Source organism: Paenibacillus sp. FSL L8-0644, from assembly GCF_038008165.1.
Lineage (GTDB): Bacteria > Bacillota > Bacilli > Paenibacillales > Paenibacillaceae > Paenibacillus > Paenibacillus polymyxa_D.
This window is the reverse complement of record NZ_JBBOYN010000001.1, coordinates 2,472,071-2,497,606: the sequence shown is the minus strand read 5'-3', so window position 1 is coordinate 2,497,606 and position 25,536 is coordinate 2,472,071. Positions and strand designations below refer to the sequence as shown.

The window sequence follows — 25,536 nt, the reverse complement described above, 5'->3', positions numbered from 1 at the left end:
TTTAATCGTAATAATTACTATTAATGAGTATAAATATATATGAGCATGCTCAGATTTGTCAATATAGGGAGGTGATTCACACACAATCCGGCGGGCATGATTGTCCCCTTACAGACATAGGCTGTAGATAAGAACCCTTATTCCCAAGGAGACGTGGAATGAAAAACAGTACGCTGTTGAAGATGCTGCCTTTTATGATTCCGTTTGCCTTTCTCATCCCTGTGCTTGTCACGCTATCTCCCCAGTGGCTTCGTTTGTTAGATGTGGGGCAGCTGCAGCCATTAAAAACGGTATTTATGGGTATTTTTCTGGAAGCTGTTCCGTTTCTCCTGATCGGTGTGCTCGTCTCATCCCTTTTGCAGTGGCTTGTACCGGAGACATGGATTCGCAAAATAGCGCCTGCACATCCTGTACCGGGTGTCCTGCTGGCCTCCTTACTAGGTATACTGTTTCCCATCTGTGAATGCGGCATGATCCCTGTCGTTCGCCAATTAATGCTCAAGGGAATGCCTGCCTATATGGGTATCACTTTTATTTTAAGCGGGCCCATTATCAATCCCGTGGTACTGGCTGCGACGATGATGGCTTTCCCTTCCCATCCCGAGGTCACTGCCGTTCGAACGGGTTTGGCTTTTACCGTTTCCGCGATCATCGGACTGATCGTGTATGCCTTTGTGCGAGTACATCCGCTCAAACGGTCGTTACTCTCTTTTAACCAGCAAAAGCAGAACAATCAGACTCATCGGCATAATCGCACATGGCGGGGATTTTTTGTACATGCTGGGGACGAGTTTTTGGACATGAGTAAATATCTCATTATCGGCGCATTATTGACAGCCTGCATCCAAACCTTCATCCCACGTAATGAGATGCTTTCGTTAAGTGAAGGAACGGTCGGATCGTACGCCTTTATGATGGGTTTTGCCTACATACTGTCGCTGTGTTCCACCTCTGATGCCTTTGTAGCCACTGCTTTTTCACATACCTTTACACTGGGTCCACTGGCGGCCTTTCTTGTACTTGGTCCGATGCTAGATTTCAAAGGCACGCTCATGCTACTAAGCACCTTCCGCACCAAATTTGTCGCCATCCTGGCCTTGCTCATTGTTTCACTTGTTCTAGTGGGTTCTATAGCTGCTGAATGGTTATTGGGGAGGTGAATACAAACGTGAATTCAACCTTTAGCATCCGCTGGCAATATGGCATTCGCTCCTTGCTCATGATCGGATTGGCTGTATACATCATCTCATTAAGCCGCACGAATGCACTTCATTACTACCTAGCTCCCCATATGCAAAAGCTACTCCTACTCTGTCCTGTACCCCTCTTGTTCATCGCATTGGCGATGGCATGGCACGGAATCGTTGGGGGGCGGGACGGTGAGGATGTATGTGATTGTGAGCACCCGTTGCCGCAAAGCTGGTTCAAAAAAACACTCGTATATGGAATGCTGCTCATTCCGCTCCTATTCGGTTCTTTGCTGCCCAATCAGGCACTTGGTAGTGATATGGCCGCCAAAAAAGGCATGTCCTTCACGTATCCCAACCCGGACATCCGACGGAAAACAGATACACAGACCACGAAAGCATCCACCTCCTCCCTTTTATCAACTGCATCTTCTGTCCCCACTTCGCCCCCTCCAGAGGGGAAATGGAGTCAGGAAACGCTGGATAAGCTGTTCGTTCCGCCTGATAAGTACAATGTGGAATTCGCCGAACTGGCGAAACGCCTGTATCAGCAACCTATCATACAGATCAAGCCAGAGATTTTTTCCGAAACTATTGGAGCCATTGAATTATATAAACAAGCTTTTGAAGGAAAAAAAGTACAGGTGACTGGCTTTGTTTATAAAGACGACAATCTGCCGGGTAAAGGGCTTTTTGCAGTAGGAAGATTCCTCGTCATGTGCTGTACTGCCGATGCCATGCCCTTCGGGATCATCGTCCAATCCCAGAAAGCCCCGTCCTTTGACAAGGATACCTGGGTGACCATTGAAGGAACACTGCATACCGCACAAAAGGGAAACGCTCCCGTACTTGAAATTCGATCCGAAAAAATAACCGCTGTCGAGCAGCCAGAATCCCCTTATGTCTATACCCAAGCAGACTCGGTAGCTACCTTTGATCGCTTGAACACAACACACTAACCCCGCCAAGGAGGAAAAATGATGAACAAAGTTCCTGTTATTTTAATCAGTGGTTTTCTTGGAAGCGGCAAAACAACACTGCTTTTGCGCCTGTTAGCCCATACCCGCCAAATTCCCCTTCGTGCTGTTGTTTTAATGAACGAAATGGGTGAATATAATGTAGACAGCGCTATAATTTCAGAGGAAATGCCTGACGTAACAGTAGAAGGATTGCTAGAAGGCTGCATTTGTTGCAGCAAAAGAAATGAACTGGCAGGGGCTTTGCATACCCTGCTCAGCCAGGAGCCAGATCTGATCTTCATGGAGACCACCGGGGTAGCCAACCCCGAACAAGTACTGGAGGAGCTTCGCTCCCCTCTACTGGCAGATCAGCTTTATCTGGTTCACAGCATCAGTGTTGTGGATGCTGAGCTGTTCCATGAATACAATAGCCGTTTTACGGCTGATAAAGAACTGGTTCGCACCCTGCACGGACAACTGCGCACCGCAGACTTCATTGTGGTGAACAAGACGGATGCAGCAAGCAGCCGTGAAGTGACGAGGGTCGTCAAAAGCATCCGCAAGCTCAACGATACGGCCAAGCTGCAAACTACTGAATATAGCCGGGTTGACCTTGAACCATTGCTAGAGCCTGTTCTGGCCTCCACATCCGTTGCCGCGAAACCTGTACAGACACCTCAACCAGCACCTGCACAGGTCCAGCCCACTGATGCAGATGCACTGTCTGTCCCCATTCCCGTCAAAAGTTCCGGACGACCCAGTATTACCTCTATAAGTACGCCGTTCAAAGTTATTTCTGCACACAGTCATAGCCACAGCCACGATCCCAACCAGACCCACTCGTTTTCCCATTTGGAGAGCTTAACGCTGCATCAATATTCTCCTCAGCCACTCGAAAAACAACGATTGGAGCGCTTTCTGACAGGGCTAGGCTCCTCTCTGCTTCGAGCGAAAGGTTATTGCGTGCTTCCTCAGGAAGGGACAATGCTTTTGCAATTTTCAGGAAATCACTTGGAGTGGCAGCCTACTGCACTTCCCGTGAGTCAGGGATATGTCACGCTCATTGGGGAGCAGCTCGACAAAGCATCCATTACCGACCAATGGGAACAGTGCTTCATTTCGCTATAAATAACAGGTCTAAATTAAGACAAAAAAACCTCCTGCAGATGCAGGAGGTTTTTTAAAAAGCGATGTTCACGGATTATAAGCATAATCCATGAACACAACGCTCGACTGTTCTTACTTAAGGTTATATTTTTTGTTAAAGCGATCCACACGGCCACCGATATCCACGTTTCTTTGTTTACCAGTGAAGAACGGGTGGGAAGCGGAGCTAGTATCTACACGGATAACTGGGTATGTGTTACCATCTTCCCATTCCATCGTTTCTTGCGAATATTTAGTGGAAGCACTCAGGAAAGTAAATCCACAGCTAGGGTCCAAAAAGATAACTTTGTTCAATGTTGGATGAATATCTTTTTTCATTAGTTTCACCTAATCTTTCATGTAGTTTTAGTTTCAACCTCAAACGTACTGGCGCAATACTCCATCAGTTGGCAAAAGGAACGGTTATGTCCCAGAAAAAAAGACGACAGACCTTAACGGTTGGCGCTCAAGCTCGTAAACGACAAGCAAACGATGCCGCATATATCGCATCGCCCATTGCACGAACGCTCCGGATCTTTCGTCAGCCTTCATCGTTATATAAGCATATAGTGAATGGTCCTCCGGCTCGTCCCAAATGCTGACACCAGCACAGGAGAAGTCGGTAGCCACGTGCTTTCGATTCAAAAGGCAAAGCGTGCCATGTAGCTCAGCATCTATCATACAGCCGTGAAAAAAAGCCGTTCTCTTAGATGCAAGCTTTAACTTTAGACGCTCTGTCCACTGGACTAATTCAAGTTTTCGCCGGTTCCATAACGCAGGCTTTTGCAAACTTAACAGGCTTCGCTCAGGAAGCAGGATAATTCAGGTTGCTATACAGCAGGCCTCAAATTATCTAGTTTCACGATGGATCGTGTACTTTTTCAGACGCGGAGAGTATTTTTTCATTTCAAGACGGTCCGGATGATTTCTTTTGTTCTTAGTTGTTGTATAGTTGCGGTCACCGGATTCGGTGCATGCCAAGGTAACAATTACGCGCATTTCTCTTCCTCCTTAATTGGAATACATGGTATACAATTACAATAGTAATTTTTACGATTAGTTTTATTCTATAATTCATGCTCCGCTTTGTCAACCTTAGAGTCACGGTTTATCGCTTCTTCTACCGTGTTCCAGCGATTACGGTACTGTGCAAGCTTCGGATGAAGTTGTAGTGGTTCGCTCGAAAGCACCAATCTGACATTTCTAATCCATTCTCCAAACGATGCATAGGAAGCGCACAAATTTGCCATTTCAGGACTCATGTACAAAAAAAGTGGGGTCGTATACTTTTCCGCCAAAAAACGAATAGCTGCTTCAATCGGCGTATACTTTTTACGCTTACCTTCCCAGCTCTCAATGACAACAGCACTCAAAGCCTGCTCCCGCTGCCACTCTCCCAGCTCGTCCACCCGCTTGTAATACGAACGTACCGGCTGCTTCCACATTCTTCTGACGGTTTCTTCATGCAGCGGATACAGCACCAGCTTTGTAAAAGATAATGCAGCCCCCGTTTCGGCAAAAAGCTCCAGCTCTCTGGCTGTAATCTGCTCGAACGTATCATAGTAGACCATGGTCCCTTTATGCGTCTCGATCGGAGGCTCATAACCATAGGGTACATATTGAAGGTTTCTTGTCATGCCGGACACTCCGTCCTTCCATAGATGAACTTTTCCTTCTATATTATACCCTTGTTTTGGCATGAGGTTACATCAAATGTTTATCCTTGTTCAACAGCAGGCGTATTACCGCGTGGACCCCTTCGGAATTGCAACGCATAAAGTCCCATCGTCACAAGCGCAATCAGTGCAAGCACCGTAAAAATATTGCTAAAGTTGAACACCTGCACATTAGATACGACAGGATTCAGATGAAAGGACGACGAACTATCTAGCGTTTTGCCCAAGATACTTGTCGTAATCGCTCCGGCAATGAAATTCAGCAGAGATAGCAGCCCCATTCCAACACCAATCTGGTCTTTCGACAAGGTACGAGAAATCGTGTTGGACATGGCAATTTGCATGAAGGTCTGACCTACGTTTCCGAAAATAAGCAAAAACAAAATCAGATACGGAGACGCACCCACAAACGTAGACAAGCTGATAAAACAAATAAACAAAAGCGATACAGCTGTATAGACGAGAAACGAATTTCCTTTGCTATCCGCCAAACGCCCCCCTCTTTTACCCAATAGAGCCGAAGCAATAGCAGCCGGAAACATAACCAGTCCAATTATTGCGGGCGTAAGCTGATTGAGACTGTTCAGAAACTGCGGTGCCAAGTACGGCAATCCAAAGCTAATCCCCGTCCCTAAAAAAGCGATAAGGAGCCCGTATGAATATTGTTTGTTACGGAACAGCTTCGGCTGGATGAATGGGTCATGTGCAGTGTTAATGCGCCATATAAACAGTGCAAACAGCACCATACCGACCAGAAAAAACATCATATTGGTTTGCGAAATCGAAAGTAATAAGAAGGCTACTGTTCCACCCAGCAATAATCCACCAAGAAAATCGAACTTCTGATCCTCTCCACGCTGATCGTCCAAATATTTACGAAAGAACGGCAATGCGATCAGTGGCAGCATGGAAATGACGAACAAAAAACGCCAGCTTGCAAAGCCTGTGATCAAACCGGAAATAATCGGAGCCAGTGCAGTACCTAACGCCAAGCCGATTGCTGTGACGCCCAAAGCACGTCCTCTTTTTTCAGCCGAGAAATAACGGACTGGGACGATCATAGCAGTGGCCGGAATAACAGCAGCCCCTGCAGCCTGAAGCAAACGAGCTACAATGAGCATCCAAAATTGATTGGCCAACAGTCCAATAAGCGAACCCAGTGCAAAAAAGATAATCCCAAACGTCAGCAAATCCTTAAGACGATATTTATCTGCCAATTTGCCGTAGGTCACCGAGCCAACCGCATACACGATCATATAGCCAGTCAGCAACCAACTTACATCGGAAGCACTAATATGAAACTCCTCTCGAATCACAGGCATAACGACATTAAACATAAAAGCGTTCATCACTGAAAAAACAAGTGTGAAAGCTAGCACACGCATAAGCTTATCCGCATTCGGATAAGTTTGTTCATTTATCATTTGGTTGTCTCCCTCTCCTGTAAACCTCTTATCTAAGATCGTAATTCACTGCTTTTGAATACCCCTATCCGGGTAAAATCTCTATATATTCGCTCATGCACGGGCGTCCGCAGGGTGGTAGTCGCGGAGAATTTTTTTAAGCAGGCCGCGCAGCGTCTCCGATTCTCCGACAGATAACGTTTCCCCTACCGAGCTTTTAATTGCCTCAATAGTACGTTCAGCTACCTTGTGAATCTTCAAGCCTTCCTCAGTCAAATAGATTTGCTTCATGCGTGCATCTTCCGGGTGACTTTTGCGTACTGCCCAGTTTTTCTTAACGATCCCGTTAACCAGGCTAGTAACGCTTGATTTATCAATAAGCAATAGCTTTTCCAAATCCGTATTGGTGACTCCAGGCGACATCGCCAGTATATAGAGCGTCTGCGATTGTGGGGAGGTGAGCCCCAAAGGGCGCAGTGCTATTTCAATTTCGCGCCGGACGGTAGTGAAAATCCATTTAATTAAATACATCGTGCTCTCTTCCTCCCAAGGAAGACAAACGGGATACACCTCGCTTCCCATCTCACTACGAACCTCCATATCTATCTAATTTTAATAGTTTGAATTCCAACTAATTTTAATCAGCTGTCTACTTAGTGTCAATACTTTCGTAACATGATGCTTTATTAGATAGGGTTAATTTTGAATTACAAATTCATCCTTTATGGAAATATAGGCACAATAAAAGACGAGTCCTTTGAAGGAAACCCGTCTTTTACTTCATTCATCATTCATTTCTGTTTTATAGTTGCTTAGTCCGCAGTTTTCACTTGAACTAGCGGATATTCTTCTCCATCAACGGTAACCGTGCTAGCATCATTCAGTTCCAACCGCTGCCAAAGGGTCAATAGCGTACGATAAGGATACTTCTTCAGATCATACTCCGATGGTGTGTCAGTGTCTGTGTCTGTGTCTGTATTTGCTCCATTGCCACTACCCTCAGTAGTAATCTCCGAAGTCAAGCCTCCGTCCGTGTTGCCAGTCACTGCTCCAGATTGATCACCACTTTTTCCACTGGATGTACCCCCACGAGCTGTGGAACCATTGTCCGTGGATTGTCCATCTGCTGTCGTGCTTTTTGTAGTGGCGCTCCCAGTGTTTACATCACCGGATGGATCATTGTTCGCCTTACTGGCTGCTTCCTTGTCGTTCTGTTCAGCAAGTGTAAAATTTTCGTATAAGTGCTCCTGCTGATCCGCACCGACAATGACGAGCTTCTTCGGCTTAAATTCTGCCTGCTCTGTCGATGTCTGAAACGCAAACAACAGCTTGACCATTTTCGTAGTGGACTTGGTATTAGGCACATGTGTCACTATCGCCGTAGGCTCCTTTTTTACGGGCACTGTAGGCTCTACAGGCTGTTGTTGTACAGGCTTCGGAGTGGCAACAGGCGCAGGTGTGTCAGCAGATCCGATCACCCCAGTTGCTTTCAGGCCGCCTAGCGTACCTGCAATGACAATCAGCACGATCCCGGAAATCACCCCACCTTTACGGAAACGACGAAGCGTTTTGACCAGAGGCGTGTCCGTCTCACGCTTTGCTGCCAAATAGAAATTTTTAAAGGCAGGCTTCGCAGGTTCAAAATATTGACGCCACAGCGTTTTTTTATGCAGTCCCTCTCGTCCTTCCTTTTGGAAGAATAGAAGTAGCGCACGTCTGTAGGATGGTTCAAAACCGCCGCGTGGAGTAGCAAACTCAGGGTGTTCCTCCGACCATCGGATAAAGCGGTACATCGTATCGTTATCCTTTGCCCATTTGCGAATCGAACTGACCAGGCGAGCGAAATCCAATATTCCCTCTCCCGGCCCGTCAGAACGATAAAAGGCAGGCAACAGACGGGCAAAATGGCCTTCCGCAAGCTGCTGGGGCAGCCAGCTGTAAGCCCAATCCTGTACCTTTTCTACTTCGCCGGGCTCCAGACCGTCCAGCACCGACGGTTCCGGGTCCTCCGCGTTAAACCAATCATAAGCCGCAACTAATCGCACAGCTTGTCCCTTAAGAGGAGCAGGCAGCTTTCCAACCCACTGCACCAAATCAGGCCGTGTGAAAAAAGGAATCTGTACGACCTGATCGGGTGATATTTCCTTTAGCTCTACTTCGGTAAGTAAATACCGATCCGACGCTTCCTGCAAGCGTTCTGTCAATCCAGATTGCTCCAGCGGGGACAGTTTGCCTACGGCAGAGTTGCTGTCCCATTGACGCAAGCGTTGGTGAATGGCAGCCACAGCCTCTACTGGTTTTCTTTCCGCACGCAGTCGGCCCATCAGTGCAGATTCTGCCAAAAGCTGAAAATCGGCATTCGCCGACACTTCGATATACCTACTGCCCCATTCGTGCACAACAGCCAGCAGCCCCTTGGCATCCGGTGTTCTTTTCATCTGACTGTCCATGTAGGGAATGAACAGCATTTTTGTCAGTGCCGGATTACCCAACACTTTCGTAAAATATGCCTTGCCTAATGATGGATTCTCTTCAATTGTATGATAAATATACGTGACTGCTTCCGTATTTCTGGCAGTATAAGCATTGTTTAGCGAACGGATTAAATATTCCACCAACCGATTTTCGCTGCTGCGTGCATGAACTTTATAATAGTCCTTGAAACTATCTACCAGGCCTACATCCGGAATATATCCATCCTTCACCCGATCAAATTCATGATCAAAGAACGACAGAAACAGATCATTCAGCCTCATTTTACGTGGCAGCGCATCGGGTGGCGATAAATAATCAGTCAGGCTTCGTAACACAGTGATTCGTTGTTCGTTGTATAATGCCCGCTCTCCCTGCTCAATTCTGTACAACGTAATTAGCTCATGATAGCTGGATGGCGTCAAATCACGCCCGGCCTCCATACCTGTCAGCATTTGCTCGGCAAATTTGAAGAAATCGTCCGGCGTCTCACCATTCAACAACGTACGGACGATCCAGTCAAAATACGGCTGTCTCACCTGCTCTGCATCCACATTAAGTATTCGACTATGATTAGACAGGTCAAATACAAAGTCCTTTTCTACATTCCGATCACCGGGACGCAAACTAAAAGGCTCAACAAACATCAAGTGAATACCTTTTCTGCTGTTCGGTTCCTGTGCATATGTAAGAAATCCGAGTCTGTTCCGAAATGCATAAGGCAGTGCCGCATACAACACACCCAGCAGCTGCTTGGCTGAAGATCCGACCGCTTCTACAGGAACATTCAGCGCTACGTATACCTTTTTGCGACCCGCTGCGGACATCATGACTGCGTATAAAAGCTGTTTGAACACTTCTTCGCTCAGCTGCAATTGAGCCAGCACTGTAGACGGGTCAACAGCCGGAAATACACTTCCACCTGGTAGGCGCTCCAATTCCGGCAAATCCGTTCCCTGCTCAATATCATAAGTATCAACAAAGGAGGTGTTCAGCCACTGCTTATAGTCAGACGGAGATTCACCATGTCCGGCTGGAATCACATAGTTGTGCGTGAAAAGGGCGCTTCGTAGCCCAGTAAAATCCGCAGCCTTATAAATACTGCGGCCAAGTACTACATCCCCGGACTCCGTCCGTACCAGATGTATGGCTTCCGGATAGACACTTTCCTGTTTCTCGCCGCGCGCCGTCAAAGCAGCAGGCGCATCATATACACATAAGGGATGCAGCACCTTTTTAATAAAAGAAGCATCCAATCCTTTGGAATTAGCCACTGTATCGAAGCCTTCCGTAGAACGGAAAATACCACGCCGTTCCCGTGTGTACATCTGCTGTTGTATCAAATGAGAGGTAGCATAACTCACTGTGATTCTCTCCCCTCAATGTACTTCAACTTATAAAGCAGCCAAATAAATGGCTCATCCACACGGATCGGACTAACCAACCCTTGCAGCTTTTGCTCAACCGGATTGCTACCCAGCGCGGAAACCGCGAAATAGGCCGTATCCGTAAAATATACATCCATCGTGCCCTTGAACGGTTTATCCACCTTTTCGATGAAGCGCCGAACTTCGCCATCAATGTTCGCAAACTCATCCAAATCCATATATTTGCGATGCTCCATCGGATTAAAAATATTGCTGTTCGTCTTGATGTATGTGCCTTCTTCATCTGCCAACGCAGTAAGCATATCACTTTTGGTCAGGACGACAGCGGTCGGAATGTCCGTTTTCCCTTTTTCCTGATAGGCGATAAAATCACCGAACATCGTAAGTACAACGTCACGCGGTTCATCATATTGTGAGACCCACTCACCCGGCTTATCGCCAAGGTTAATCTTAATGCGCTCCCGAATAGAGCGGATTTGTAGTGGATCGACCATAAAGAGAATACCTGCAGAATTCTTAATATGCTGTCCATGCAGTCCCAGATAGTCCTGATCTACCATTCCCTCACCGGCGACATCAAAAAACACTAGCGTCAGTGGCGGCTTTTCCTCATCCTTAAATACGAACTGGAAGATAAAAGGCTCCTGCATCTTTTCTTTTTGTGTCGATGTAAGCAGATCGCCTCTTTCAAATAAGGGTTCCTCATACATAGTGCGGAACTTTCGGCTGATCTCTGCATTGAGTGGCATGCAAGCCGCGTCAAAATGATCGGCCGTAACATGTTGCAGCGTGTGAATCAGGGAGGTCATATAAACAGATTTCCCTGCCTGCGAAGCTCCAATAATCGAAATGATATTGCTAGGCACCTTACCCGCAGTCACGGGCAACTCGTTATGGCAGTGCGGGCACAGTCGGTGACGCGTCAGCTCGCCATAACGGTCGGTCAGTCCTGTCAGTACATGATCAGAATACAATCGATGTTCCTCAGGAACATCAAGGGGATGTAAAATCGCCTCCATATCATGCACACTGTCCAAGCCAAAACGCTCCCGATATTTGTTCAACAGCTCATCTTCACCCAAAGCGTAGTCCTCGTCATCTTCACGGTGATGAGAAGCACGGAATACTACTTCCTCCGGGGAGAATTTACTAAAGCAATAAGGGCACACAATATCATAAAATAACGGCCTTGGCGCTGCCTGTGGCTTTCTTCTGAATAAATTGCTAAGAAAACTCATCGGTTGCGGCCTCCTTTCATTCAGGAACTAATTCATATACCGTGCCATATTTCTGGCCGTCCGTAAAAAACAGCCGCACATATTCATCTCCCCCCACTTCAACAGCGGGTAAAACATTCCGTCCCGCAACAAAAGGTGCTGTGAACGGATACAAGGTTCCATCGTCCCGATCTGCGGGATAGCCCCCACGCTTCTTCACGTAGCAAAGCGCCTCCTGCGGGACAGGAACTTCGGCTGTCACCTGAATTTGGACGGTTTTGCGGCTGCGAAACCAGCCTTTTTTATGGTGAACCGCATATCTGATTTTAGCCCTTCCGGTGCTCAACTCCAGTTGGTTGGCTCCGTCTTGCTGACGGATCACGTAAGTGTCTCCATCCTCCCGAACAGCCGGATACACGGTATACCGCACGCGTCCAATGCCTTCAATTCGGTCACGATAGCTGCCAGCAGCCTTATACTCCTCGCGTGTAAAAAGTTTTAGGCTTGAAAAAGGCGGTAAAACTTCACCTTCATTTTGCCCATTCACACCTGCATCGGCTGATTGTTTCGCAATATATACCACGGCTGCGCCCTCAGGCCACTGCCAGCGTAACACAACCCGGTTGTCATCAATTTTGTGGCTCAGCTCCGAAATAATAGGATCACCGGGCTGTGCTTCCCTATACTGCATAAGTTCCAGCCTCCCGTTCTAAAATCCACTGCTGCGTCGATTGAGCGTCGGGGCTTCCGCTGCCCCTCTCCGGCGTCCTGACGACTCACCCTGACTTCCTCCACCGGAAGATCGGCGAGTATTTTCCGCAATCGGCAGAACAAGCGAAAAGATAGCAATAAGGGCTGCCAGTACGAGCGCTGCCAACAAACGAATCATCAAGTCTCCTATAGGCGATCCAGATAATCCTTTTTCCAAAATAAAGCCAGCGAGCAAGCCTGCCGGGACTCCACCAATGGCGAAGTTCCGTGCAAGAAAACGGTTATCGAACATCAGCCCAAGAGCTAATCCCAATAGAGCGCCGATAATGACCAGAGCCGTTACACGATAAATGGCAAAATACAGACTGTCGGCATATTCACCTGTCCGCTCCGTTACCAGTGTGCGATCACCGATTTTGTTATATATTTTACCGAACGCCTGAGTAAGTCCTTGGGCATTGGCTACATTAGAATAAGTTCCGCCTGTCAGGTTAGCAATATTTTGCAATAAGGCTATACCATCCGACTCTGCCAGTTTCAGCCCAATTGTATTGACCGGAATCTGGCGCGCGATATAAGGAGCCAATGCTGTCTGGGTATCCAACTCGCTAAAGCCATCAGAGAGCATAATAACGAGAGAACCTTTTTCTGCATTGCCTTGGGTTTCAATCTCCTTGATCGTCTCGTCCAAAGCAAGTCTGATCTCCGTACCGCCTGACATTATAGTCTGCATACTATCGATTTTGGAATAAACCGCTTGCTTCTCTGCATCTGTGCGAATGGGAGTAAACGGCTGAACCAACTGTGCAGTAGAATCAAATGAAACAATGGCTACCCGCTTGTCTCCATCCATTTGACCAATCAGACTCTTGGCAGCCGTTAGGCGTTCATTATCAGGATCTGTTTGTTGCATACTTCCGGAATTATCAATCACAAGTACGAGGTCCTGTACGCTCTTGCGCCCTTCAGGGTTAACCTGATAGCCCAACTCCAATAGCAGACCTGCCACGAACAACATCACCAACGTAGCAGGCACCAGTAACTTCCAGGATAACCCGGAGTAGCGCTGCCGCCATGAATGTCCATTTAACTGTGGCGAAATCAGTTCGCCAATCAGACAGCCTAGGCCAATGCACAGGGCCATGATGCCAAAATACAGCCCGATCACGATGATATGCGGCCAATGCCCTATCAATTTGTGAAGAATAAGCTCTCCCAAGATGAAGCCTACTACAGCGCCCAGCAAGCCGAACAGTAATAGGAGAACGTTAAATTTACGCTGCTTCATAAGAATCGTTGCTTCCTTCCATCATTAAAGTAGGATGAATATGTGGCTACCGCAATTCCGGCAACCGGTCCACGTCGATTCCGTGAAACACGAAACCATTCGCAGTATATGTCTCATAATACGTTTTGCCGTTGCGGTAAACCATCAGATCCTCCAGATGGAAGCCGCCCATCAAATGCAGTTTTTCCACCCCGCTACTGCGACGCTCATGCACAAAACCCAGTTTGTAAATACGCGAAGTAATGTCCACATCCATCGCATAAGGAAGAAATTCGCCTTCGTAGTCACCAAAGAAGTACTTTTCTTCATACCGATGCTCATGGGTATAGTCGAGCAAACGTACGTTAATTCCGCCATGTTCCTCTAACGTTTGATACAGTTTTCTAAACAGCTCATCCTTCGGAACGACCAGCCGATTTTCATATGCAGCAGCTACATTCGCACGACGCAATAATTCTTCTTCGAAGGTCTGATTAAACGGCTGTGAACTGAGAATCAAGGTACGACAGGTCTGCGTAAGTCGATCCACCAATGCGGACAGACCCCCGTCCAGCAATCCGGATACAGGCCCCATATGCCGGGTATCAAAGAATATAGATTTTCCCCGCTTGCTTTCCAGCTCACGCATGACATCCTCTGTCACACGCTCGTAATACTCGAACAGGTTTTGACCTGTGTAACTGTCGGCCTGCCGAATACTGTCCGTTGCAGCTTGATGCAGTTCACGCTCCAGGCTGGCAAGCTGTACTGTAATATGCTTCGCTTGTGCATGCCATTTCTCTAGTGCCAGTTCATAGCGGCGAAGTAACTCCAAATCCGCTTGAATCCGCAGCATGTGCAGCTTGTGCCCGTAAACTGTCTCGGTCAGGTAACGGATCAAGCTGCGCACATTATGCTTATCCATGAGTGGTAGTCGTTGAAAAGGCTGGTCCTCCACCCGCCCGTTATACAGGGTATCCAGTTCAGCGGCACTAATCTGCAAGTCATTGGACGTATCCCGAATCAGCCCCCGAACAGCCGTAAGCACATTCCCTGTTTTATTTTCATCCGTCCAGTCTGTCAGCTCGAAAAATCCGATTTCAGGATATTCCTTGGCAGCTGCATTCACAGCCAACTGCAGACCTGATTCCGCCTGAAAATCTCCCAACCGTTTGTGCACAATCCGTTCACAATTATCACGGAAAAAGGCTTCGCAGCCCTGACCAAACAAGGCTTCCTCCGCCTCACGTAATGTCATTCGCTTCAACGAGCCGTAGCTGGCTCCGCTGGTCATCAGTGCACTCATGTCCGTGATCGCTTCATTACCAGGAACTAGATCATTTCGCGTGCGACCGCGCTCAGCAGCATCTAAACCAAAATAATTCAGCTTATCGCGTATGTCCCACTCCTGCTCTGTTCTGATACGCTCTAACAGCTTCACATAAAAGTGATACAGCACCGTAAGTGCGATTGACTGGTTAGGGCGGTTGACTCGGGAAAATCCAGCCGACACATAACCCTGCCGCCCGGATTCCGTCATGATGTTGTTTTTAAACGATGTATTGTTGTATCCCCCATCCTGTGACCGATAGGAATCTCCTGCCTGATAACGGTTTTTAAGAAGCTGAATGTGGCAAATGATGTCACAGCTTTCTCGCAGACTATTCGGCACCGTTACGCCGCGTTCGTTCTTGTCGGACAGCACATAGACGAGATCGAACAACGGCGATGGAGCATGGGATACCAGAATGGTCAATTTGTCCTCGGTCATATGAAGCGGTGCCGTAAACGTATACTCCGGACTCTGGATATAGTCCAGCTCTCGCATGAAAGCAACGGACGTTGCACTACTGTAGCCAAATTGGGCAGTCTGATCGCTTTCATTCACCAACACATACAGATCCATTTGTACCGATTTAAAAGACTGTGCAAAAATATACTCCGCCAACAGCGTAACTTCAGGGATTAATACGTTCATGGGGTCATCCGCTGTCGTCAAGATCGACAAATGGACACGCTCGAACGAAGAATACAACCGACCGTAATCTGCCAGATGTCCACTAGCCCGGCGCAACGCGGTGTTAAGCTCAATTAGCTGCGATTCATGTGTATAAAAGGCTTGGTGTAAGTCACGGCGTATCGTTTGGTGGCCACTTTCCTCCGGTACCGCTATCGTATGAACAATAGCATCCACCGAACGATCTACAGCCGCATGTTCTTCCTGCGAGCGAATCTGAATATATGTTACTCCCGGGCTGTTATCCCACTTGGTTCGGTTGATATCTGCAATGGTGTTCATCACCGGGTTCATACGATCCCCGATAAAAAGAAACACAGACGGGAAATGGATGCTACTGCGTCCATCCCCGCTTCCGATTAATTGGTCCTCTGCGGCTGCATAGTCAGCCGCATAACGTAACAGCTGCTCTCTCATACTTTATTTCAACTTTCTGCGGATGTCGTTTAATTTTCCAGCCATTTGAGCATAGAATGCATAAAGTTCCGCTCCGTTAGCCAGCTCCACCTTTTCATATTCCAATTGATTGCGGGCCTCTGTGTAAGTTGCAGCCAGTTCATCCAGCTTTGCCAGCAATGGTGTAATATCCTCAGATGAAGTCAATACAACATCACGGCGATCCGCCTTGCGCATTAGAGCTGCAAATTTCTTTTCTTCCAAACCACGGAAGTTTGTAAACACTTCAAACTCCACATAATTGCGGCTCTTCATGACGTTCGCAAACGGCTCCCAAGCCTCTTCCTCTTCGTCACGATCATAGACATACAAAGCGCCTTTTTTCGTAATCGTGTCCGTATAGAGAGCCTGAATGAACTGATCCAGCCATTTTTCTTCATCCTGATATTTACCCAGCAAAGCTTCCAGTTCAGCGGCTTTCGCTTCAATTTGTGTATATTTCACCAGTTCTTCACGAACCACCTGTGTTAACTCTGGTGAACGGATCAGGTTTTCCTTCGCCATCTCTTCATTGATGCTGCCAAAGATGTCCTTGCTTCCGGCCTGCTCCAGCCCTTCAGCCAGCAGACGTTTCAACTCAGACCATGCTCTTTTCACCTCACCCAAATTCGGCTTGGATTCCTGCAAACGCATATCGTAGCCTGCCAGCATCGCATTCAGATCTAGCGCATGTGAACGGATTACAGTGAAGCGGCTGCTCGTATTCTGATCGACATCCTTTTCTCGAATCACGCCAAGTGACTTGGCACGGTCAAAATCATTACGAATGCGTGCATTGTATGCTTGCACACGCGAATTGACGTAAGTTTCGCCCCATGACTTTTCAGGAATCGGCGACGGCAGATTAGTCCAGTTGTTCTGGCCTGTTTGCACCAGATGGCGGCCAATACCTTCGCGGTCAAGAATCGTTTTTTCATAGCTTTCTTCATACACTTTGAGCGGCGTATATACAAACAGAGGAACACCATTACGCGTATTGAGCCAGAAAATCCGGTTACGAACTTCACTTTCTTTAATAGTAAAGTGTGATTTTCCAATTGCATTATTTTGATAATTGCGAACGCCTTTTAGGATATTAGGCGACTGTACAGGTACCGAAACGAATCCCCAAGACGGGAAGTACAAGTTGCCAGAGCTATTGCTCAGATGGAACACAGGTACAGCTTCCTCATCCAGTTTGCTCGCAATGTAGCGCTCCACAAATTTTTCAATGGCTTCATCTTGCCCGTATTTCATGACGAGGAAATCCTCCATGGAACGGGTAATGAGATCACCGAACTTATCAGTCAAGAAATTGGAGATTGAGCTGATGATGTCCATATCCTGATCCTTCACCCATTGATCTGAATTTTCGAGCAATTCTTGGGCAAAATCACGAATCAAATCGTCACCGTTGCGGTTATCCAGCAGCTTGGTCACAACTTCAGAAATATCCGGTACACTTACCAGATTCCAATAGTACGTTTTGTTACCTTTGTGATCGGACTGTTCCTCGCCGTTAATCAGCAGATCACCATTCTTCTCGAATATTGCGCTCAATGCGTTCAAAATTTCAGTAAATACATTATAAATGCGGTTATTTTCCTTATTCAACAGGTCATACAGGTCTTCATAAAATTCAATGAGCTGCTCTGTACGTTCCACATCAGCACGCAGCCAATATTCATTAATTTTCGCTTCAATGTACGCATTTTTCTTTTTATCCTTGGATACAAACGCGCTCTTGGCATCGCCCAACTTTTCGTTCGCCTGCTCACGCGCCCATTCAATGTCCGTCGGAATACGGTGCAGTGATTCACGCAACGTCTCCACATATGAAAGCAGCATTTTCAGCAAGCTAAATCCTTTTTCAGTATAAATCATGCGGGATACATAAAACGGTCCTTGCTCAGGATGCAGAAACATCCGGCGAATTTGATCCGTAAACTGTCCTGTAATTTCACCAGGAAGCTGCTTCTTCGCTTTGATATACTCTTCGCGGGCACGCGTCAGGAACGTTTGCTCCAGCTCGGTGTCCATATTGACAACTTGCATTTTAACGACATTGCTATAACTTAACCGTTCACTGTTTTCAAAGCCCGGAAGCGGCTCAGGTACACGGGATTCAAAGTTTTTGATCATGCTATCCAGATCCACTCCCAGCTTGCGGGCAAACTTCTCTACATCCTCTTGATTAGGCGATTGCTCGAACATTTTGGACATTTTGCCAAACATTCGATAAGCCAGATACGTCGTCATTTCCTCCATTGGCAGCACCGCCGAGGAAGCCCCGATAATATTGTAATCGTAGTTTGCTGGATACGCCTTATTCATTTGTGCGATGTTGGTACGGATATTGCTGATATAGTCATGAATGGCAAATTCTTCGCCGGATTGTTTTTCCTCACTCGCCATAAAGTTGGTGATGTTTTCGGCGGTGACATTCATACAGTAATCATAAGCATTTTCCAACAGCTTGCCTTCCGTATTCGTGGCCGAAATGAGATGGCACAGATTAAACGGCGGAAGCGGCGAGTTCACGGTCAAAATATTTCCGTACTGCTGCTTAAAGCGTTCACCACGGCTGTCTACATTCATCCAGTAGTCCAGCTCTTTCAGTGCAGCATAGCCGTTCTTTTTAATATATTCACGTGTATGCTCACTCAGGCTTTTGTTCGCCAAATTGATATCCGGTGTAAACAGATACCCTAATGTATTTACACGGTCTACACCTGCAGAGCCATAATCGCGCTCAATAATTCCTCGGACGATATATGAGATATCGAGGAAAGTACCGCTTCCTGTACCGCCGGACAAACCGGACAGCAGGAACACCATAAGCTTCTTATTGGTGCCCTCAGACAAGGTTTTGATTTTTTTGTCAATGCTTTGAACGACCTGATTAATTTTGGTGAACAGCAGTAATCGTCCTGCCTGACGTACCCCTGCCGCCCCGTTCATACCATCGGTAATGCTCAGCTCTGGAGACAGCCAATCGGTAATGTACGGCTCTAGAATGCTACGGTTTTGCAGCAATCCGCCGATTTCCGCATTGGACAGCAATACAAACTCATTGATGGGGTCCAAACCAATCCCCTTGTATTTTTTGTTGCGGTCTTGTTCATTCGTTTCAAAAGCGAGAAATTCCACATTGTCCGGTTTATCGCTCTTTTTCTTGGAGATCGGATCTGCTGGAAGCTTGAATCTGCGGTTAATTTGATATTTCAAGCGGAGAAGGGCATCAATTCCCGTACCTCCGAGTCCGATAATTAAAATAGGATTATCAATAGTATCCACTCTGATCTTATCGCTTACGATCCCCCCGCCGAGTGATACGTCTAATTGTTGGATATGCTCTCTAACTACTGGTTTCATAGATATGACCTCCTAAGGGTTCGTTTAGCTGTTTACTGAAATAAATTCCAGCAAAATGGTTTTGTCCACACTGGCTAACGGGATGGTCAGACGATCACCGTTTTTGAGTTCAAGACCGTTGCCTGTGTCTACAGCCCGCCCGGATTTTTCAATCGTAATCTCGGAGGTACTGCGCACAATGATACGATCCTGATTGGCTGGTGTGAACACAACCTTGTCGGTTCCAGCAAATTCCGGTGCCAGTTGCAGCAACTGGTGCAGATTAAATTTGCCCCGGAAGGTGTTCAGCTTCTTGTACTGCGGATACGTTTTTTCGCCAGTGTTCTCATCCCGGATTTCCAGTACGATTTGACCGACAAAGCCACGGTTGGCCTTTTTCATAGCCTTCCAGATGAAATATGCGGCAACCAGCAGAACGAGCAGTCCCAGCCCTAAAAGAATGAGTGGCATTAGCTTGGACTTTTCAGCAGGTGTTGTTGGCTGAGTCGTGCCCGTATTTGTACCGCTCGTCGCCCCTGCTTTAGCACTAATGGTTACAGGCTGTGTTTCACGGTAGAAGCTCTTCTCCTCTGCTCTAACGGTTAGTTCGTAGTCATGCTCATCTGGAATCGTATAGGAACCGGTAAAAGAATCCCCTGCGTTGGTTAACGGCACCTCATTCGTTGTACCGGAATCCAGATCCTTGACCTTCAGAACAGCATTCATATTCGCATACAATTCCTGATCCTGAAGATGCTGGCTATTGCTCGTCAGGTAGGAACGAATTTGAACTGCATCGCCTTTTTTGTATGATTTGGCGGGCGGTGCGTCCATTTTCAGCTCCAGATCATAGTTAAATACCAGATTAATATCAATCTGATCCTGCTGGACTCCCTTGACTTGGAGCTTCCAGTCACCAGCCGCAGGCTTGAGCAGTTTAATCAGTGAGTAGCTTTTGGACTTGGACAGCAGCACATCGCTCGAAGGAATCGGCTTGCTGTTGCCCGACGGGTCTATCAGTCTCGCATCCACCGGTTTCGAGGACATGATCGAAATGTTAGCCTCCAGCACACTATCGTTCGGTACGGTTACCGTTACGTCCTGATAGTCGCCGTTTGCCGTAATGGACTGCAAAGGCACCACTTTCAACTTCAAATTGCTGGCGAAAATTTCACTCAGAATGTTCGGCAGGTCATCCGCTGAGCTTGTAATAAAGGACTTGCCGCCCGTTTGCTGCGCTATGTCGGCAAGCTTGTTTTTATTCAGCTTCCCATCTGCATTCAAGCCGATGGTGTAGATCGGAACGCCGCTATTTTTAGCCTCGGCTACAGCCTGTGCCATATCCTGATCGGATTGGCTTTCGGTTCTACCTGTCGTCTTATTAAAATCGTTGTTACCGTCGGCCAGCATGACGAGCATAGGCGCATGTCCAGCTGTTTTACCATCTTGCAAAATGCGGATTGCTTCCTTGACACCCACGGAGGTGTCAGTATACGCCCCCCGGTTCAGTTCGTCAATAAACGTCTTCAGTTCCTGCTTATCCGCTTCGGATGTAATATTAAGCAAGGCTTTCTCACGCTGTACGACATCCGTATACGCTACAATCCCGACCTTGTCATTTTGCGTCGACAGCATATCAATGAACATTTTCATGGCTTCATTGCCAATTTTCCCAGGATCACTGGTGTTCATTGAATTACTTACATCGACGACCAGCACCGCATCCACCTTAGAAGCAGAGGGTGAAGCGGCATTCGCCATCTGTGGCTGCCATGCCAAAATCGAGGTCATGATCATTGTACATATGATTCCGATGACCAAAAACCATTTTCTGTCTCTACTAAACATCGCTTGTACCCCTTTGCCGGTTAATTCTCATTCTAAATTACAGTTGTACTCCCCTACTATTAAATTATAATGAGTTTTACATGAGCGCCAGCTGAAAATACTGCCCGAATGGTCTGAATCCAACCCAAAAGCCTGTTATACCGCGAGATTTTACCAATATCCTGCAGTAATGATATAATTATACCCCAACAAGGGCAATCGGGCACCAGCCTTCTCCTTTATACGACAAAAATAACAATAGCGAAACCCGCCCATGTAAAATATTGAACTAAAAATCCAAGTAGAAAGAGGAAATACACTATGATCTCATACGGATGTCTGGCGATTATGTTTCTTTTTGTCGCCATCAAATCACTAATTTACTATATACATAAAAAACGCGCCCCGTCGATTACACAAATCGACACCGAGCTTCTAGCGCTGCTGAACCGGAGAAGTGAGCACAATGAATAGTTCCAAACAAGCTGTACAATTTCGCCCATTTACCCGCACAGAGTACGCCTTCCAAAAGCTAAGAGTCTGCAAGCGTTGTGGACAATTTACCGCCCTTTGGGAAGAAGAGTGCACATCATGTGGTCGGGATACACTAGTTCCTGTAGAGCAATATGCCAGACTCAGAGCCAAACGTTATTTTCGTAAAGACCTTGCCGTTAGTGTCATATTGCTGGCTGCTACTGTCTTTTTCGGCCACTCGCCGCAACAAATGCTTCTGTGCGGTATCGTCGGTGCGCTTCTTCTGCTGCCCTTGGTGCTTCTACAGCGGGGTATTTATCCTTATGAACAGCGTAGGCAGCTTATACGTCTGCTCAGAGGTCGTATAGGGCAGATCCAGGAAGGACTAAACGTTAATCATAAAAACGCGGTTGCCCTGCGGCAGCTCAGTGAGCGTGTCTCCTATGAAATGCTGCGTGAGATGGCTGTACTCCTTCACAATGATCGGATAAGGCTCCAGCAGGTCGCTCTGCTGCAATCTTTTGTTCTCCGCAAAGACATGGAATTAACGCTCGATCCTCTCCTGATCAAGAGCTTTGAGCCGCTTATGGTCAGATATATCGGAGAGATTGCCAGACTCAATCGTGAGCTGATCAAGGACCGGACATTCCGATACGTAGTCTTTTATGAGCGCCGCATTCTGGAATTAGCAGGGGGCGAAGATATTCTCGTCCGCGTAGCCAGTGCAGCTGTCCGTAAAAAGCGCTACGTAGTCACCCATGCCGCTTTCATTTCCAGATATGTGCGCAAACTGCCAAAGGAACGAGTCCAGCGTTTATATCATATCATTCAAGAGAATCCGTTAGAACCCTTTGGAGATTTGGCCGATGAAGTAAAGATCATGTACCTGATGGAGCAATATAAAAGCTAAGCTGCCATAATGCCCTTCTTTATATGACGTCATCCCGATCACAAATCACTGCAATGAACCAGCAAAAAACCGTCAGGATCGCCAATGTGCCTCCAGACGGTTTTTTAAATTGTGGATTATTATAACATTGTTACTTTTTTATTGGCTATTGGCCTTGCAGTTTTTGCTGCGTATGTCTAATAGAAGTAAAGTTAAAAGCACGCACTCCCTGGCTATCATACACAATAATCTCTTTATTCAAATACGGGTGTAGACCATTAAAGTATCCGGGCATAATCAGTCTGCGCATAAATAGGTTTTTACCCAGCATACGGGGAGAATTGGTCGCTACGACAAGCATTTGCTGGGTTGCAGACCATGGGCTAGGTTGAATATATGACAGACAATACTCGCCTGCCGTAAAATCACCGCCCAATGTATAACCTTCCTCCGTACATGTAATTTGCAGATCGGCTTGGTGCTTGTGAAGCAGCTCATGTCTGGACAAGCCCGAAGTGACACAAATCACGTTGCTATCAGCCAGTGCTTCCTCCGTAATATCAGTGGAAGACACCACCGGATAATGAACACCGATATACGGATTCCAAGTCGCTGTTCGTGGGCTAGCCAAGGCGTTCGCCGTCCGTCTCACCGCCTGCTCTTCCTCCGGTGTAGCGTAGCTGGACGGAAGGACAATGTGAAGACGATCCATATAAACATCAAGCACACCCATACCATGGCTCAAAACGTTTCTTCCCACGCTTTTCGAATCCACAATTTTCTTTTTGGCATCCGATTCTTTTGTAAAGCATCCACTGCTTTCTTCCACCCGTTCGGCAATCAAGCGGTATTCAGGGGAGGGACGTTTGTGTGACTGTGTCTTAACAAAGCGAAAGCGACTGTATTCCCGCAAATCCAACACGAAGATACGGGCTCCGATACGAACTTGAGCCAACTCCAAGGGCATGACCTCTTGAGAAAGATGAATGATAAATTCTTCGGCGTGAACTGCCTCGATATCTAACTCACCTGTGGCACTCATTTCACCGTACAACTCGGCATATTCCTCATTTACATCCATTCGCGTCAGTTCCAGCCAGTAAGCCCGGTTATGTCTGCCCCGTTCCGTCCGGTAGGCAATACGCTGAGGTACGACATCTCTTTTCCATTGCATAAGCCAGCCCAGTACACCGTCCAGAAGTCTCAGCTCATGCGTGTCCCAGTGATTAGAATGACGTTCTACGACACCTTTAAAATGATCAGATGGAAGCGCTGTTACAGGGGCTGTAAATGCTTGTGCAAATAAGTAATCCTGATCTCCGCATACATTCAATATTGGCATATTCAACAGATTTATCAGATGCTTGGGATGTGGCGCTCCAGAGATAACCGCTATAGCCGCAAAACGAGAAGGATAAGCCTGTGCCATCGCCCAAGCAGCGTATGCTCCGTTCGAATAACCCGTCAGATAGACCCGATCTTCGTCCACTCGATACGCTTGCAGTATGACATCCAGCCCCTCCAAAAAAGCAGCTTCTCCAATATAACTGCCCAACGTTACACCACGGCACGAAAAAGTAACGAATATAGCTTCCTCTTCCCAGCCTCGCCCAAAACCTCGATTCTGAAAATCCGGCAAACCCAGCTCATATCGCTTGCCTGGCATCAGAACGATCAGAGGATACTGTCGGTCAGCCGAATAGCTTCTGGGAAGCTGAATGGTATAGCGTTGCAAACTATTGTCCAAACGGGAGACAAAAAATCCTTCCCCAATTCCGTCATTACACAAAAAGATGTGTTCTTCTTGAAGTAAGGATGGGGAATGTGACTGCTCGGTATGTCCATTTGTGAAGATCTGTTTTAATAGCTTGATATATTCACGCACAATCCGGTAATCCCAGATTTCAAAAGGATCTTCTGGAGAATCCGTTAACCTTTTTAATTCCTCAAGCAAGCCCTCTATTTGTATTTTCTGCGCAAAGTGAAGAATATCTATAGCGCGGGCTTGAATGTACCGGTCATACTCTTCCTGCAAACCCTCCACGACGACTGACAAAGGCCGCACAAGTGCCGAATACACAAAATGATGCTCCACAGCCTCATGATCCCGATATGTAACGGTGAAGTGCAGCATTCCCGTATTCCTGGCCTTTTCCTCATCCCAGTCATAGCTTTGCTCCTGCTCCCAATGTGCTGGAAAGCGATCCAGCTTCATGCCCTCATCATCCGTTACCTCGACCCATAACGTTTGATCTAAGGGAAGATCTATCCGATCCTTACGCAGTAAATAAAATAAGATCGGGCTGTCTTCGCCCTCCCTGCCAGCACTTTCTTCAACCTCTAGCCATGCCATATGAAAACGTATATTACGCTCTACAAATTCTCGATGCAGTTCTGTCACATCTGATTCGTCGCATACCTGATTTCCACTGATACGAATAGAGCGGGCCTCCTCGGGAATAAACGCAGCAATGATAACTACCGTGTGATCGCCTTCCTCCAGATACAAGCGAAAAGGACCGGATTCCGCATATACAAGTGTGCCATCTATCCATATTTGTCCCGTTCCTTCAAAGGGTCTGAAAATCACTTCCTGTGCAGCCATACAACGAAGATTTGAAACCAGCAAAAGCCTTTCTTGTTCGGCCAAAGGCGGAAAAACACCTAGATTCAGTTCCCCAGTCCGAGGGTCCAGCTCGGTCAATAATCGGCACGCTGCCTTTCCTCCGGCTGAAAGCTCTACTCCTTCTTCACCACAAGCCTTTTCCAAATTCCAATCCTCATGGGCAAAATAACTTGACCATTCCCTGCCCACACCGCAATTTTCCGGAAGCTCGACTGGACCGACTGCATAAGCAGACGCCAGACGTACCGGATGATCCGACAGCACAGTAGTTGCTTTTTCCAGATGTGTGAACCTCATAACATTCCCCCTCCAGGTTTTTGTTTCCTCAGAGACGTAGTCGCGGTTATATTCCGTTTAACATTCAATTGAACTATATAAAACTATTCGTTATTACCTCTACGTACTCCTCTGTGCTTTTCAAAAAAGAAGCTATTCTCACAACAAAAAAAGAGGCAGCTTCTGCCACCTCTCTTGAACATTACACTTAT

At 47.0% G+C, this 25,536-nt stretch carries 19 protein-coding genes; 5 read left to right on the top strand and 14 right to left on the bottom strand.

Going from position 1 to position 25,536, the window contains the following annotated elements; all coding sequences use genetic code 11:
• The first annotated feature begins 158 nt into the window (after positions 1 to 158).
• From NSS94_RS11485 to NSS94_RS11475, 3 genes are read left to right on the top strand one after another with little or no spacing between them, the layout of a single operon-like run.
• The gene (locus NSS94_RS11485) at positions 159 to 1,160 is read left to right on the top strand and encodes a permease (protein WP_029519157.1); all 1,002 of its coding nucleotides are present in this window, start codon (positions 159 to 161) and stop codon (positions 1,158 to 1,160) included.
• Between the two features lie 8 nt (positions 1,161 to 1,168).
• A complete protein-coding gene (locus tag NSS94_RS11480) occupies positions 1,169 to 2,146 on the top strand; it encodes a TIGR03943 family putative permease subunit (RefSeq protein WP_029519156.1) in 978 nt (325 codons plus the stop codon).
• A gap of 18 nt (positions 2,147 to 2,164) precedes the next feature.
• A complete protein-coding gene (locus tag NSS94_RS11475) occupies positions 2,165 to 3,274 on the top strand; it encodes a CobW family GTP-binding protein (protein WP_341039313.1) in 1,110 nt (369 codons plus the stop codon).
• A gap of 111 nt (positions 3,275 to 3,385) precedes the next feature.
• On the opposite strand, the gene NSS94_RS11470 is transcribed toward NSS94_RS11475, so the two are convergent.
• From NSS94_RS11470 to NSS94_RS11410, 13 genes are all read right to left on the bottom strand, one after another.
• The gene (locus tag NSS94_RS11470) at positions 3,386 to 3,631 is read right to left on the bottom strand and encodes a type B 50S ribosomal protein L31 (protein ID WP_013310118.1); all 246 of its coding nucleotides are present in this window, start codon (positions 3,629 to 3,631) and stop codon (positions 3,386 to 3,388) included.
• An 84-nt stretch (positions 3,632 to 3,715) separates the two neighbouring features.
• Positions 3,716 to 3,937: a hypothetical protein gene (locus NSS94_RS11465; protein WP_238437774.1), complete on the bottom strand. Its 222-nt coding sequence runs from the start codon at positions 3,935 to 3,937 to the stop codon at positions 3,716 to 3,718.
• A 204-nt stretch (positions 3,938 to 4,141) separates the two neighbouring features.
• On the bottom strand, positions 4,142 to 4,291 hold the full coding sequence (rpmG, locus tag NSS94_RS11460) for a 50S ribosomal protein L33 (RefSeq protein WP_013310116.1): 150 nt from the start codon (positions 4,289 to 4,291) through the stop codon (positions 4,142 to 4,144).
• Between the two features lie 68 nt (positions 4,292 to 4,359).
• Complete coding sequence (locus tag NSS94_RS11455) at positions 4,360 to 4,929, bottom strand: hypothetical protein (RefSeq protein ID WP_029519154.1); 570 nt, start codon at positions 4,927 to 4,929, stop codon at positions 4,360 to 4,362.
• 80 nt (positions 4,930 to 5,009) lie between these two features.
• Positions 5,010 to 6,392 (bottom strand): MFS transporter, encoded by a 1,383-nt coding sequence (locus NSS94_RS11450; protein ID WP_069010194.1) that lies wholly within the window; start codon positions 6,390 to 6,392, stop codon positions 5,010 to 5,012.
• 93 nt (positions 6,393 to 6,485) lie between these two features.
• Positions 6,486 to 6,953: a MarR family winged helix-turn-helix transcriptional regulator gene (locus NSS94_RS11445; protein WP_029519152.1), complete on the bottom strand. Its 468-nt coding sequence runs from the start codon at positions 6,951 to 6,953 to the stop codon at positions 6,486 to 6,488.
• Positions 6,954 to 7,183: 230 nt separating this feature from the next.
• On the bottom strand, positions 7,184 to 10,207 hold the full coding sequence (locus NSS94_RS11440; RefSeq protein ID WP_341039312.1) for a GAP1-N2 domain-containing protein: 3,024 nt from the start codon (positions 10,205 to 10,207) through the stop codon (positions 7,184 to 7,186).
• The gene (locus NSS94_RS11435; RefSeq protein WP_029519150.1) at positions 10,204 to 11,469 is read right to left on the bottom strand and encodes a TRAFAC clade GTPase domain-containing protein; all 1,266 of its coding nucleotides are present in this window, start codon (positions 11,467 to 11,469) and stop codon (positions 10,204 to 10,206) included. Before NSS94_RS11435 ends, NSS94_RS11440 begins: the two co-directional genes overlap by 4 nt.
• A gap of 16 nt (positions 11,470 to 11,485) precedes the next feature.
• Complete coding sequence (locus NSS94_RS11430) at positions 11,486 to 12,139, bottom strand: hypothetical protein (RefSeq protein WP_029519149.1); 654 nt, start codon at positions 12,137 to 12,139, stop codon at positions 11,486 to 11,488.
• 18 nt (positions 12,140 to 12,157) lie between these two features.
• Entirely contained in the window at positions 12,158 to 13,447 is a 1,290-nt protein-coding gene (locus NSS94_RS11425; RefSeq protein ID WP_165147237.1) for a vWA domain-containing protein, read from the bottom strand.
• A 46-nt stretch (positions 13,448 to 13,493) separates the two neighbouring features.
• Positions 13,494 to 15,860, bottom strand: coding sequence for a transcription initiation factor TFIID (locus NSS94_RS11420; protein WP_341039311.1), 2,367 nt, complete (start codon positions 15,858 to 15,860; stop codon positions 13,494 to 13,496).
• 3 nt (positions 15,861 to 15,863) lie between these two features.
• Positions 15,864 to 19,253 (bottom strand): tubulin-like doman-containing protein, encoded by a 3,390-nt coding sequence (locus NSS94_RS11415; protein ID WP_165147240.1) that lies wholly within the window; start codon positions 19,251 to 19,253, stop codon positions 15,864 to 15,866.
• A 24-nt stretch (positions 19,254 to 19,277) separates the two neighbouring features.
• Positions 19,278 to 21,080: a vWA domain-containing protein gene (locus tag NSS94_RS11410; RefSeq protein WP_341039310.1), complete on the bottom strand. Its 1,803-nt coding sequence runs from the start codon at positions 21,078 to 21,080 to the stop codon at positions 19,278 to 19,280.
• 300 nt (positions 21,081 to 21,380) lie between these two features.
• Between NSS94_RS11410 and NSS94_RS11405 the strand changes: the two genes are divergently transcribed.
• Together NSS94_RS11405 and NSS94_RS11400 are read left to right on the top strand one after the other, a co-directional pair.
• The gene (locus NSS94_RS11405; RefSeq protein WP_165147246.1) at positions 21,381 to 21,533 is read left to right on the top strand and encodes a hypothetical protein; all 153 of its coding nucleotides are present in this window, start codon (positions 21,381 to 21,383) and stop codon (positions 21,531 to 21,533) included.
• Entirely contained in the window at positions 21,526 to 22,443 is a 918-nt protein-coding gene (locus tag NSS94_RS11400) for a hypothetical protein (RefSeq protein ID WP_340955328.1), read from the top strand. Before NSS94_RS11405 ends, NSS94_RS11400 begins: the two co-directional genes overlap by 8 nt.
• Before the next feature lie 145 nt (positions 22,444 to 22,588).
• Here the strand turns inward: NSS94_RS11400 and NSS94_RS11395 are convergent, their stop codons facing one another.
• Positions 22,589 to 25,345, bottom strand: coding sequence for a PHB depolymerase family esterase (locus tag NSS94_RS11395; RefSeq protein WP_341039309.1), 2,757 nt, complete (start codon positions 25,343 to 25,345; stop codon positions 22,589 to 22,591).
• Between the last annotated feature and the right edge of the window lie 191 nt (positions 25,346 to 25,536).